12 protein-coding genes and 1 pseudogene are annotated in these 12,151 nt (G+C 64.2%); 9 read left to right on the top strand and 4 right to left on the bottom strand.

Features of this window, described 5'->3' with window-relative positions:
- Window positions 1-257: 257 nt before the first annotated feature.
- The 4 genes from JW929_14085 to JW929_14070 all read right to left on the bottom strand — a co-directional run bounded on the left by JW929_14085 (window position 258) and on the right by JW929_14070 (window position 3,175).
- Entirely contained in the window at window positions 258-776 is a 519-nt protein-coding gene (locus JW929_14085; GenBank protein ID MBN1440534.1) for a hypothetical protein, read from the bottom strand.
- 57 nt (window positions 777-833) lie between these two features.
- Window positions 834-1,577 (bottom strand): hypothetical protein, encoded by a 744-nt coding sequence (locus JW929_14080; GenBank protein MBN1440533.1) that lies wholly within the window; start codon window positions 1,575-1,577, stop codon window positions 834-836.
- A complete protein-coding gene (locus tag JW929_14075; protein ID MBN1440532.1) occupies window positions 1,574-1,942 on the bottom strand; it encodes a PadR family transcriptional regulator in 369 nt (122 codons plus the stop codon). Before JW929_14075 ends, JW929_14080 begins: the two co-directional genes overlap by 4 nt.
- Before the next feature lie 387 nt (window positions 1,943-2,329).
- On the bottom strand, window positions 2,330-3,175 hold the full coding sequence (locus JW929_14070; protein ID MBN1440531.1) for a ChbG/HpnK family deacetylase: 846 nt from the start codon (window positions 3,173-3,175) through the stop codon (window positions 2,330-2,332).
- A gap of 341 nt (window positions 3,176-3,516) precedes the next feature.
- On the opposite strand from JW929_14070, the gene hisG reads away from it, so the two are divergent.
- The 9 genes and pseudogenes from hisG (at window position 3,517) to JW929_14025 (ending at window position 11,927) form a co-directional block, all read left to right on the top strand.
- On the top strand, window positions 3,517-4,533 hold the full coding sequence (gene hisG, locus JW929_14065) for an ATP phosphoribosyltransferase (protein ID MBN1440530.1): 1,017 nt from the start codon (window positions 3,517-3,519) through the stop codon (window positions 4,531-4,533).
- Between the two features lie 93 nt (window positions 4,534-4,626).
- A pseudogene (hisD, locus tag JW929_14060) lies at window positions 4,627-5,940 on the top strand (histidinol dehydrogenase).
- 45 nt (window positions 5,941-5,985) lie between these two features.
- Window positions 5,986-7,053 carry a histidinol-phosphate transaminase gene (gene hisC / locus JW929_14055; protein MBN1440529.1) on the top strand — a complete coding sequence of 356 codons (1,068 nt, stop codon included), beginning with the start codon at window positions 5,986-5,988 and terminating at the stop codon, window positions 7,051-7,053.
- Window positions 7,054-7,150: 97 nt separating this feature from the next.
- Complete coding sequence (hisB, locus tag JW929_14050) at window positions 7,151-7,738, top strand: imidazoleglycerol-phosphate dehydratase HisB (GenBank protein ID MBN1440528.1); 588 nt, start codon at window positions 7,151-7,153, stop codon at window positions 7,736-7,738.
- A gap of 101 nt (window positions 7,739-7,839) precedes the next feature.
- Window positions 7,840-8,595, top strand: a complete 756-nt coding sequence (gene hisA, locus JW929_14045) for a 1-(5-phosphoribosyl)-5-[(5-phosphoribosylamino)methylideneamino]imidazole-4-carboxamide isomerase (protein ID MBN1440527.1) — start codon at window positions 7,840-7,842, stop codon at window positions 8,593-8,595.
- A 67-nt stretch (window positions 8,596-8,662) separates the two neighbouring features.
- Window positions 8,663-9,283: an imidazole glycerol phosphate synthase subunit HisH gene (hisH, locus tag JW929_14040; GenBank protein MBN1440526.1), complete on the top strand. Its 621-nt coding sequence runs from the start codon at window positions 8,663-8,665 to the stop codon at window positions 9,281-9,283.
- 6 nt (window positions 9,284-9,289) lie between these two features.
- Complete coding sequence (hisF, locus tag JW929_14035; protein MBN1440525.1) at window positions 9,290-10,066, top strand: imidazole glycerol phosphate synthase subunit HisF; 777 nt, start codon at window positions 9,290-9,292, stop codon at window positions 10,064-10,066.
- Window positions 10,067-10,140: 74 nt separating this feature from the next.
- Entirely contained in the window at window positions 10,141-10,746 is a 606-nt protein-coding gene (locus tag JW929_14030; GenBank protein MBN1440524.1) for a bifunctional phosphoribosyl-AMP cyclohydrolase/phosphoribosyl-ATP diphosphatase HisIE, read from the top strand.
- Window positions 10,743-11,927, top strand: a complete 1,185-nt coding sequence (locus tag JW929_14025; protein ID MBN1440523.1) for a hypothetical protein — start codon at window positions 10,743-10,745, stop codon at window positions 11,925-11,927. Before JW929_14030 ends, JW929_14025 begins: the two co-directional genes overlap by 4 nt.
- Window positions 11,928-12,151 lie beyond the last annotated feature (224 nt).

Here is a 12,151-nt window from a genome sequence, read left to right as displayed (position 1 = left end):
CCTCGCACCCAAACCGAAGAAAAGCCCGGAACAAATCAAGCATGAAACCGCCCGCATCCAGGAGATCACGATCCGCATTAAGGAAAAAAAGGAGCAGTTGGTTCGGTTGAAAAAGAGTTGACCCCCGAGAGTCCCCCCCTTCCAAGGAATGGGTGGACGTATTTATGAAGGGACCTACCGGGAAAGCAGGGGGATTAATGGATGACCATCACCGATTCCAACCGCTGGTCCGCCTCCGCCGTTCTTCCCTCCCGATACTACGAGACCGCCAATCCGATTCCCGCCATGGCAAGAAGCTGCGGCGAGACCGTGAAGTACACGGCGGTCCAGCTTTGTTCCCACCCATAAGCCTTGCCGGCGGCGAGGAGGTAGGCGCTTTGGACCGCGGCGGTGAATCCGACCGCAGCCAGCATCCCGGCCGCGCCGGCCCGTGTTTTCGCGCGTTCCGAAGCCGAGCGCACGATCCACAGCGGCGCGGCGACGGTCACAAAGAGGCGGTAGAGCAACGCGGCCGCGCCGGCCCCAACCAGCAGAAACGGCATGCGCGGATCGTAATCGAACCGCCCGAGCAGGACCGTGGGGATCAGATACCCGAGCGGGATCAGCAGAGCCAGGCGGCCGTGCCGTCGCGCCGCAAAGGCGCCGGCCAGGATCAGAACCAAGAAGCCCAGATCAAACACACCGTCGAAATAGCACGAGTAGAGAAAATCCCTCCATACCGTGCTCCGTGCCTCGTCCGTCAGCAGATATCCGAGCGGCGATCCGGTGTCCGCCACGTATATCCCCAGAACCGAGAAGAGATCCGCTAGTGCAACCAGGAGGAACGCGCCCAATCAAACCCACGCCGCGCGCTGGAAGCGCGCCCGGCGGACGATCCACAATATCATCCACAGGATGGAGAGCAGGAGGCCCATGACGATGGCCGCCTTGACGCCCTCGGTATGCGCCCTCAGGAAATACCGGATTTGCCGGATGACGTTCTCGAGTTGCGGAATTTTTTCGTATGCTTCCCCCAGCGGCGATGGAGGCGAGATGAAGAGCTTTACCAGTCTGAATTCCACGATATTATCCGCCCGAGCAGCGGCGCTGATCAACGTGCGGAACAGCATCCCCAGCGGGATCAATCCCCAGACGGGGAAGCGGCGCTTGAAGATCCAGACAAGCAGAACCGGCAGGATCAGGAAGTAGGCCGCCCGGCCGACAAACAGGAAGAACCAATCCTCCCCCGCCAATTGGCAGATCTGTCCGGTAAGGAATACCAAACCGGGAAGGAGTACCAAAACGACGCCCTTCCAGGGCAGCGGCCGATTGGGAACGGGTTCCATCAACCCGTCGCCTGCGCCCGGCGCAGCCGCGTGCTCCCGCCAAACATTCACGGCCAGGTCCTTCAGCGCGCGGATCCAAAGCATCGCCAAGCTGCCGGGTTTGCCGCTCTCGCGCGCCGTACGGTATTGATCCTTGAAGAGCTGCAGCATGGAGTGGCCGTACTCCTCACGGTGGTTTTGCGGGTAGAACTTCAGCAGCCGCCGGTACAACCGGCAGGAGATCGAGGAATAGATCTGCGTTCCGGTGTTCATGGCGCGATTTCCCGTCCTTCGAGGGCGTGGACGTGCTTCTGCCGGGCGATCCGCACCGCCTGCGCCAAGCGCTTGCTTTCCGCGGCCGTCACCCGCCGGCCGAGCGCCGTCATCCGGTAATACCGCCGCCGCTCATCATCCATCGCCGGATCCGGCCGCTCGTCCACCTCTTCGATCAATCCGGCCGCCAGCATGCGCTTGATCGAGCCGTACAGCGTCCCCGGCCCCATGCTGAGGTTTCCGCCGGTCTGTTCTTCCACATCCTTCATGACGGCGTAGCCGTGCTTCTCGCCGTCCGCCAAAGCCAGCAGGATGTGATAGACCGCCGGGGTGAGCGGTTGAAAGCCTGATGATGGTTTCGCCATATTCCTCCTTTGGACCCTAATATATCCTTTACGGTTATATCCGTTACGGATATATTAGCCGGAATTGCGGGTTTGTCAAGGGGGTTTAATCCTATTCCGCCGACACCCTCATCCGCCCTCCGGGCACCTTTCCCGGGAGTACACCAGGACATGCTTCCCAGCCCCACACCGGCGGAAAGAGGATCGGATTTGTTGGAATCCATCGCCCTTGAGAGACGGGCTGGGAGAATTTGTCCCGGAACCCAGTGACGGGAGGATAGGATGAGGGAGGAGAAAGGAAGCCTTGGACCAGATGAGAGCTGGAACACAAGCTCGCATATTATCGGATAACGTCTTTTATTATTCTCAAGGTGAAGCAGTCACGTTGTATTAGCGGTCCCGTAAGGATCAGCGAGCAGCTTGCAGCAGCGCGAAATAATTAACCAGTTGTATTCCCCGCCGGGCGAGTGCCCGGCGGACGGAATCCGACGTGAGGATATCAATCTCGCGCTCGCGCATTTTGCCGTACGATGATCCGTGGATCAGCGCCGGATCCGCAAAGCCGGGATGGCACATCAATTCGGCAACGCCCGGCTCCAATTGGTCGAGGACCAGCAGCAGGTGCTCCTGCGTGGCGCCTTCGCCATAGAACGTCCCGATGAACCGGTCCGGCTTGGGCGGCTCCCCGCCGCGGGTCAGTCGGGGGAGGAATTCCTGCGCCGTTTCCGCAAGCGGCGCAGGCAGCAGGCCGGCGATTTCCGAAAGGGTCGGATACGGGACCCTGACGGCGGATTGGTATTTGCGGGCCAATTCCAGGAAGCGGCGGAACAGCGCTTCGGTAAAATAGGAAACGTGGTGGTGGGAATCCAGATGGTCCGGATTCCGGCCGGCGAGTTCGATGAATCGCAGAATCTGCGCCTCCCATTCCGCGGCGGCTTGGTCCGGATCCACGCCCGCCAAGTTGCGGACGAATTCCTCCAAGCCGGGCAGGCTTTCGCGCCCGCCGGTGATGCTTTCCAGCAAATCGGGCGACCGCAGCGGCGTGCCGCAAGTGAGAACCAAGTGCACGCCCAATCCGAGGTCCGGCGTTTCCCGCAGCGCGATCCGCAGGTCCTCCTCAATCCAGGGCATGTTCATCAAAGCCGAGGCCGATGTGACGATCCCGCCGCGGTGCGCCTCGCGGATGCCGTGCGAAACGCCCGGCGTCCGGCCGTAGTCGTCCGCGTTGACGATCAGAAATCTTTTCTTTTCCATTGGGCTGCAACCATTCCGGAAGAGTCCGAACCGGCGCCCGGCCGGCAGGACCGCTCCGGCGGAGTCGCTGATCCGGCGATGATTGTATTCCCCCTTTGGTTAATTGCAGATGAAAGGCGGCCGCAGGAAAGACCGGACGGGGGGAAGTCCGGGCAGGCCGTGCGCTGGACAAAACCGGGCTTCGTTGGTATATTTCGACCACCATGATAACGCGGCTTTACCATAACCACGCTCATACTACGGATCAACCTAGATCGCTGAGTTGAGCGGCCGCGCTTTTCCCGGGCACCGTCTTTCCCGCGCCCTCCCTCAGCCGGAGGGCGTTTCTTTTTGGAGGGATGATGAAAGACCGAACCGATATCCGCATGGCCTTGCCGTCGAAGGGACGGCTGGAAAGCGCGTCTCTGGAATTCCTGAAAGCCTGCGGCCTGAACGTCCTTAAGCCCAATCCGCGGCAATACCAAGCCCGGATTCCGGCCGTGCCCGGTCTGACGGTTCTGTTCCAGCGGCCGGGCGACATCGTCATCGGCGTCCGGCAGGGTAGCCTGGATTTCGGGATCTCGGGCGCCGATCTGATCGAGGAGAAAAAAGGCGGCGAAGGGGGCGTGGTCGTCCTCCACGATTCGCTCGGATTCGGGCACTGCTCGCTGGTGCTGGCGGCGCCCGAGGAATGGCAGGACGTCCGCAGCGCGTCCGACCTCGCGCGCAAGGCGCCGGGGATGCCCAGGGAGGGAAAGCCTCTGCGGGTGGCGACGAAATATCCCGTCCTGACCGCCCAGTTCCTGCGCGCGAACCAAATCCAGCCGTTTGAGCTGATTTCCTCCGAGGGCACGCTGGAGGTGGCCCCGGCGATCGGATTTGCGGACATGATCAGCGACCTGGTCGAGACCGGGACCACGCTGCGCGACAACCACCTTCGGCCGCTGGCGGACGGCGAGATCCTCCGCTCGCAGGCTTGCCTGATCGCCAACCGGGCCTCGCTGAAGAGCCGGCCGGAAGTGCTGGATGCGGCCCAGACCCTGCTCGAATACATCGAGGCGCACCTGCGGGCGCAGGAAGCCTACCTGGTCTTCGCCAACATGCGCGGGAAATCCCAGCGCGAAATCGCGGCGGAAATTTTCGCCCAGACCGACCTCGGCGGGTTGCAGGGGCCGACCATCTGCGAAGTGTTCACCCGCGAAGGCGCCGGGCAGGGATGGTTCGCCGTCAATGTCATCGTCCGCAGGGAAAAAATCATGCGCGCGGTGCAGGAACTGCGGGCGATCGGCGGCAGCGGCGTGGTCGTCTCGCCCGTGACCTACATTTTCGAGGAAGAGCCGGCGCGGTTTGCCCGGTTGCGGGAAGAATTGGAAAAGTAACCCTCGCCTCCTACCCCAACCCCTTCCCCCTCTCCCGACATTAGTCGGGAGAGGGGGAAGGGGCAAGGGGATCGGTGTGAGTACGGAGGAAGTATGCTGCGCATCGTGGATCTATCGGAAGCCAAGCAAACGGTATTAAAACGGAAACCCCAGGGCGACGAGATCCCGCCCTCGTTGCGCGAGAGCCTGGCGCGGGTATTCGGGGAGCCGTTGGCTCCCGCGGAAGCCGTGCGGCGGATCCTGGCCGACGTGCGGGCTGACGGGGACGCCGCCATTGCACGCTGGACCGAAAAAATCGACGGCCGGCGGATCGACAATCCGCTTGTTCCCCCCGCCGAGTGGCGGGCCGCATATGAAAGGATCCCGGATGCACTACGGGAGTCGCTCGCTCTCGCCGCCGAACGGATCCGCGCCTTCCACGCCCGCCAGCCGATTCCCTCCTGGACGACCGGCGATCTGGGCGGAACGCTCGGCCAGCAGGTCACGCCGCTGCGCCGGGTGGGGGTGTATGTCCCCGGCGGAACCGCTCCCCTGCCCTCCTCGCTGTTGATGTCGGCCATCCCCGCCAAGGTGGCCGGAGTCGCGGAGGTGATCGTCGTCACCCCGCCCGGTAGGGAGGACGGCAGCGTGCCGGACGTCGTCCTGGCCTGCGCCCACCTGGCCAACATCAGTGCGCTGTACCGGATCGGCGGGGCGCAGGCGGTGGCCGCGCTGGCCTTCGGGACTCAGTCTATCCCGCGGGTGGATAAGATCGTCGGCGCCGGCAACATCTTCGTCACGCTCGCCAAGCAGCAGGTGTTCGGAATCGTCGGCCTCGACGGGTTGGCCGGTCCGACCGAAACGGTGGTGGTCGCCGACGACACCGCCAACCCGGCCTGGGTTGCGGCGGACCTGCTGGCGCAGGCCGAGCACGACCGGCTGGCGACGGCGATCCTGCTGACGCCTTCGCGCGCGCTGGCCGAAAAAGTCCAGGCCGAGGTGGCCGGGCAGATCGAAAACCGCGGGCGGTCGGAGATCATCGCGTCCTCGGTCTCGGCCCAGGGCGGGATCGTGGTCACCCCGGATTTGGAAAGCGCCGTGGCCGCCGCCGACGAGTACGCGCCCGAACACATGTGCCTTTCGGTCGCGGATCCGGATTCTTGGAAGGGGCGGATCCGCAGCGCCGGCGGGTTGTTCCTCGGCGAACGATCCTTCGAGGTCCTCGGCGATTACACCGCCGGGCCGAGCCACGTGATGCCGACCGGCGGGACGGCGCGCTTCGCCTCGCCGCTCAACGTGCTGGATTTCGTGCGGATCACCAACCTGATCGCGCTGGACGAGAAGACCGCCGCCGAGATCAGCCCGCACGCCGAGCGGATCGCGCGCGCCGAAGGCCTCGACGCGCACGCCGAATCCGCGCGGCTGCGGACCGGGGCCGGGCAATCGGGCCCCCGCCAGGAACGGTTCCGCTTCCTGCCCGGCGGCCCCGAGCCGGAAGCCTACACGCCGGTGATTCCGTTCGAGGTGTTCGAATCCCGGTTTTCGAAAACCGGCCGGCGGATCGTCAAGCTCGACGCCAACGAAAACCCCTACGGCATGTCGGACCGCGCCCGGCAGGCGGTCGCGACGGGGAAATACTTCAGCATCTACCCGGACCCGGAAAACACGCTGCTGCGGAAACGGCTGGGCGAATTCCTGGACCTGCCGCCGGAACGGATCTTCACCGGCGCCGGGGCCGACGAGCCGATCGACGTGGTGATGAGCGTGGTCCTTTCGGAGGGCGACGCGATCGTCAACTGCCCGCCGACCTTCGGGATGTATTCCTTCTCCGCCGGGGTGCACCGCGCGCGCGTGCTGAACGTCGGGCGCAGGCCGGATTTTTCGCTCGACGCGGAGGGAATCGAAGCCGCCGTCCGGGCCGAAAAACGCGCCAAGATCCTGTTCGTCTGTTCGCCGAACAATCCCGACGGTTCGCTCGTACCGGACGAAACCCTCCGGCGCCTGCTGGATCTGCCGGTGCTGGTGGTGCTCGACGAGGCCTACGCCGAATTCGCCGGCGCCAGCCGGATCCGCTGGACTCTCGAGCATGATAACCTCGCCGTCCTGCGCACGTTCAGCAAATGGGCCGGGCTGGCGGGCCTGCGGATCGGATACGGCGTGTTTCCGCCAAGCCTGATGGGCCGGATGATGACCCTCAAACAGCCCTACAACGTCAACGCCGCGGCGTATTTGGCGGCGATGGCTTCGCTCGACGATTACGGGGCGATGAAAACCTCGTTTGAAAAAATCATCGCCGAACGGGAGCGGATGTACGCGCGGTTGCAGACCGTTCCGTGGATCACCGTCCATCCCAGCCGGTCGAATTTTCTTCTTTGCCGGCTCGCCGGCCGCGATCCGCGCGCCGTGCAAAAGGCCCTTGCGGACCGCGGAATCCTGGTGCGCTACTTCGACCGGCCCGGATTGCGCGACTGCCTGCGGATTTCGGTCGGAAAGCCGGAAGATACGGACGCGCTGATGAAGGCGTTGGAGAAACCGGCCTAACCTCCTCACCCGGGCTTCGGCCACCCTCTCCCCCTTCCCTTAAGGGAAGGGGGAGAAGGAAGGGAGAGGGGATTAGGTCAGAGACAAAGGAGCCGCGATGCGCAAAGCGACGATCGAACGCAAGACCAAGGAAACCGAGATCCGCGTCGAACTGGACGTGGACGGGACCGGGCGGGCCGAGGTGGAAACCGAGATCGGATTCCTGGACCACATGCTCGACCACGTCGCCGTGCACGGGCTGTTCGACCTGAAGCTGAACGCCAAGGGCGACACGCACGTCGACCTGCACCACACCGTCGAGGACACGGCGCTGGCGCTGGGCGAGGCGGTGAAGCAGGCCCTCGGCGACAAGCGCGGCTTAACGCGGATCGGGCACGCGGTGGTCCCGATGGACGAAGTCTTGGCGATGGCGGTGGTCGATTTTTGCGGCCGCCCGCACTGCCTGGTTCGCGCCGAATGGTCGCTGGTGGCGATCGGGCAGCTGCCGGTGACGCTGATCGAACACTTCTTCCGCAGCTTCTCTGCGGCGGCCGGTGCCACCGTGCACGTGCGCCTGCTCGAGCGCGGCGACGACCATCACCAGGCCGAGGCTTTGTTCAAAGCCTTCGGACGGGCGCTGGACCGGGCAACGCAGATCGATCCGCGCCGCGCCGGCAGTATTCCTTCCACCAAAGGGATGATTTAAAACTTATCACCGCAGAGACGCAGAGAACGCGAAGCGGATTTCCGTTTCTCTGCGATCTCTGCGCCTCTGCGGTTGATAATCCGAAACAAGGATCTGGCACGATGACGGATAAAAATGAATTAGCAAAATTCACCGTTTACCCCGCGATCGACCTCCGCGGCGGCAAAGTCGTTCGATTGGCGCAGGGCGACCCCGAGCGTCAAACCGTCTACGGCGACGATCCGCTCGAGACGGCCCGCCGCTGGCAGTCGGAAGGCGCCTCCTGGCTGCACGTCGTAAATCTGGATGGCGCCTTCGGCGAAACGACCGCCGTAAACGAGGCCGCGCTGGCGGAAATCCTCAAGTCCGGATTGAAAATCCAATTCGGCGGCGGAATGCGGGATATTCAGGGAATTCAACGGGCGTTGGATTCGGGCGTGACCAGGGTGGTGATCGGTACCGCCGCCATAGAGAATCCTTTGCTGATCGAAGTGGCTATGCGCAACTTCGGGCCGGAAAGGCTCGCCGCCGGCATCGACGCGCGCGGCGGGAAGGTAAAAATCCGCGGTTGGGAGAAAGATTCCGCACTCGACCCGATCGAACTCGGCCGCAGGCTCGCCTCCCAGGGAATCCGCTGGTGCATCTTCACCGATATCGAACGCGACGGCGTCTCGGCCGGCATCAACATTCCCGCAACGCTCAATCTGGCTTGTTCGACCGGCCTGAGAGTGATTGCCTCCGGCGGGGCGGCGTCGGTTCAGGATGTCCGGGCCGTCGCGGCGGTCGGCTTGCCGGGCGTGATCCTCGGCCGCGCGCTGTACGAGGGAGCCTTCACGCTCCGTCAGGCGCTGGAGGTTTTATGGAAGCCGAATCCGTGAAGCGACCGATTCTCCGCCGCTTCGCGTCTCGGAAGGCCAAGCAAGTCCACGCGGTCCGGATTGACCTATGATCCACATCATCGACTACAAAGCCGGCAACATCACCTCGGTCCAGCGGGCGCTGGCCCATCTCGGGGCCGAGTCGGTCATCACGCCCGACCCGGACATTCTGCGCCGGGCCGGCAGGGTGATCTTTCCCGGAGTCGGTCAGGCGGCGAGCGCGATGCGGGTCCTGCGCGAACGCGGTTTGGATCTCGCGTTGCGCGAAGTTTTCGCGCGCGGGATCCCGATCCTCGGCATCTGCCTCGGATCCCAGATCATCCTGGACCGGTCCGAGGAGGGCGATACCGCCTGCCTGGGTCTGCTCCCGGGCGTGAGCCAACGCTTCGCCCTCGCCGATCCGGCCTTGAAAATCCCGCACATGGGATGGAACCGGATCCGGATCCTGCGGCGCCATCCCGTCCTGGAGGGCGTCCGGCCGGAAGAGGAGTTTTACTTCGTGCACTCGTACTATCCCGCGCCGGACGACCCGCAGGACGCGATCGCGGAATGCGAGTACGGCCGGCTCTTCCCGGCGGTGATCGGACGGGGGAGCCTGATCGCCGCCCAATTCCATCCGGAGAAAAGCGGTCCGGCGGGTCTGCGGATCCTGGAAAATTTCTCCCGCTGGGACGGGCGCGTGGATTGAGGGCAAATGCTCAGCAAACGGATCATCGCCTGTCTGGACGTGCGCGACGGCAAACTCGCCAAGAGCGTCAAGTTCGTGGACACCAAAGACATCGGCGATCCGGTCGAAACCGCGCGGCGCTACTTTGAATCCGGGATCGACGAACTGGTGCTGTACGACATCACCGCCTCGAGCGACCGACGCGCGATCCTGCTGGACGTCGTTTCCGCGGTCGCCGCGCAGGTCTTCATCCCGTTTTCGGTCGGCGGGGGATTGCGCACGGTCGCGGATTGCGCGAAGGTTCTGCTGGCCGGCGCCGAGAAGGTCAACCTCAACACCGCCGCGGTGCGGAACCCGCCCCTGATCGCGGAAGCCTCGCGCGCCTTCGGCGCGCAATGCGTCGTGCTGTCGATGGACGTCCTGGCTGTTCCGCCCTCCCCCGCCGCGCCCTCCGGATACGAGATCGTCACCCACGGCGGGCGCACGCGCACCGGCCTCGACGCCCTGACCTGGGCCCGGCGCGGCGAGGAGCTCGGCGCCGGCGAACTGGTGGTGAACGCGATCGACGCCGACGGCACGCAGGCGGGGTACGCAATCGACCTGACGAGGAAAATCGCCGAATCGGTGCGCATCCCGGTCATCGCCTCCGGAGGCGGTGGAAAAGCCGAGCACCTCCTGCGGGTCCTCACGGAAGGGAAAGCCGATGCCGCCCTGGTCGCGTCGCTGCTTCACTACGGGATCGCCACCGTGGCGGAATTGAAAAAGTACCTGGATCGCCATGGAGTGAAAGTGAGGATGACCTGAAATGCATCCCCTCCCGTTGGGCAAAACGAAAAAGCGCCGCACGGGAGGGGAAATAGGGGATGGACGGAGAATCTATGGAGCCCAAATACAACGATCAGGGATTGGTGCCCGCCGTCGCGCAGGATTCGCGGACCGGCGAAGTGCTGATGCTGGCGTGGATGAATTCCGAGGCCTGGCGCAAGACGCTCGAAACGCGGGAAGCGCACTTTTGGAGCCGCGAGCGGAAATCGCTGTGGCGCAAAGGCGAGACATCGGGAAACGTCATGAAGGTCGTGGAGGTCCGTCTGGATTGCGACGCGGACGCCGTCTTGCTGCAGGTGATTCCCGCCGGTCCGGCTTGCCACACCAATCGGCGGAGCTGTTTCTTCAACCTCGTCGCCGGCGAACCCCGAACCTATCAGTCCGGATTTCTTCGGCGCTTGGAGGACGTGATCGCGGACCGCAAGGCCCATCCGCAGGAAGGCTCCTACACCGGCGCGCTGTTCCGCGAAGGGTTGAACAAAATCTCTCAGAAGGTCGGGGAAGAAGCCACGGAAACGATCGTCGCCGCGCTGGGGCAATCCGGCGAACGCCTGACCTCCGAGGCGGCCGACCTGCTGTACCACGTGCTTGTGCTCCTCGCCGCCCGCGGGCTGACTTTGGCGGACGTGGAAGCCGAGTTGGAGAGGCGGCACCGATGAATTTGTGGCTGTTCGATCTCGACGGAGTGCTGATCCGGCCGGGCGGGTACCGCGAGGCACTGCGCCGGACGGTGATGCATTTTTCCGCGCTGGCCGGCTATCCGCAGCGGCGGCTGGAAGAAAGCGCGATCGAAGCCTTCGAGGCGCACGGCATCACCTGCGAGTGGGACATCGCGGGCATCTGCCTGATGGCGGAGGTTTACGCCGTGTGGAAAGCCAATCCGGCGCTGCGCCTTCCGCCGGACCTGGATGCGTGCCTGTCTCTGCTGCGCGGGGCCGGCCTCTCCCGTCCGGAACCGGATTTCGCCGGATGGGCGCGCCAGACCGGTGCGCTCTCGGGCGATACGCCGGCGGCTTCGGCGGTGAAGCTTTTTAAACAGAAGGCCGGGGACGCGGAACCGGATCCGGCCCGGGCGGGCGAATTCGAATCCGTCCTGACCGCGGTCCTTGGCCGCCCGCGGGAATTTCCGCACTCGCCGGTGATGCGGTATTTCCAGCAATTCACGCTCGGCAGCCGCGCCTATGCGGAGCATTACCGCGTTCCGCCCGAAATCGAGACGCCCTCGCTGTTGGCCGAACTCGACCGGCCGGGATTGTCGGACGACGCCCGCGACCGGATCCTGGACGGGCAGTCGCAAAAGCGGATTTGCTCGGCGATCATCACCGCCCGCCCCTGCCGGCCGCCCGATCCCGGAGCCGCTCCCGGGGATAGCCCGCCCGAGGCGGAGATCGCCCAACGGATCATCGGCTTGGAGAAGCTTCCGCTGGTCGGCGCCGGCCAGATGCAATGGCTGGCCCGGCGGCGCGGCCAGATCATCGACGCCTACCTGAAACCGAGCCCGGTGCATTCCCTGGCGGCGCTCGCGGCGGCGATGGGCGCCGGCGGGCCGGATTCCCTGGATGCGGCGCGCGCGTTTGTCGAGGAGGGAAAAATCCTGCCGCCCTTCGACCGCTTCTCCGAGAAACGCTCGGATATAGCGGTCTTCGAAGATTCTCCGACCGGCGTGATCGGAACCGCAAGCGCGGTCGACCTATTGAAAAGGAAAGCCATCGACGTCCGCATCTCTCTTTACGGCGTCGCCGCGGGCGGCGAAAAGCGCGCCGCCTTGGAATCCCTCGGCGCGATCGTCTTTCGGACGACCGACGAAGCGTTGGCGGAGGCATGGAAGTCCCTGTCGTAGGTTTTTGCCAGCCCGACCGGAGTTGGTCCGGAAAGATCCCCACGCAAAAAAAAACGGGAACTGTTCAGGCTATCGATTGGCAGGTAAAAATTTTTAACCAGCGATACTGGTGTTCTAGTGTTGTGTCCCAAAAATGTCGTATCTGCTCAGCCTCAGTAATACTGAAATGAAATCCTGCTCTTTTCCATCCTCACCCCTATCCCCTAGCCCCTTCCCCCTCTCCT

Source organism: Anaerolineales bacterium (assembly GCA_016928575.1).
Classification (GTDB): Bacteria; Chloroflexota; Anaerolineae; order Anaerolineales; family RBG-16-64-43; genus JAFGKK01.
This window is presented reverse-complemented; position numbering and strand designations above follow the sequence as displayed.